The 266-nt window shown below is 36.8% G+C and carries 1 pseudogene; it reads right to left on the minus strand.

Features of this window, described 5'->3' with window-relative positions:
* Window positions 1-58: 58 nt before the first annotated feature.
* Window positions 59-266: pseudogene (locus CWB60_RS20575) on the minus strand (peptide ABC transporter permease); the annotation flags it as partial.

Below are 266 nucleotides of genomic sequence, written 5' to 3' on the forward strand. Positions count from 1 at the left end.
CAGCCAGTATGGCGCCCCAATCGTTTGTAGTGGGCTGTTCAAATAGTTTTAAAAAGCCTTAGGGAGCAATAGCAAAAATACCAGTAGAAAGCGCCGTGGTAAAAATAACCACAATGAGCTCATAAATATTAGCAAAAATACCCCGCGACAAAATATGCCAGTTAGAGGCACCATCAAGCCTTAAATCGGTAATGTAGTCTATACTTAGCTCATCAACAATAAAAATACAAATAGACTGAATAAATATCTGAAATAAAGCCAATAAT

Source organism: Pseudoalteromonas sp. S327 (assembly GCF_005886415.1).
Lineage (GTDB): Bacteria > Pseudomonadota > Gammaproteobacteria > Enterobacterales > Alteromonadaceae > Pseudoalteromonas > Pseudoalteromonas atlantica.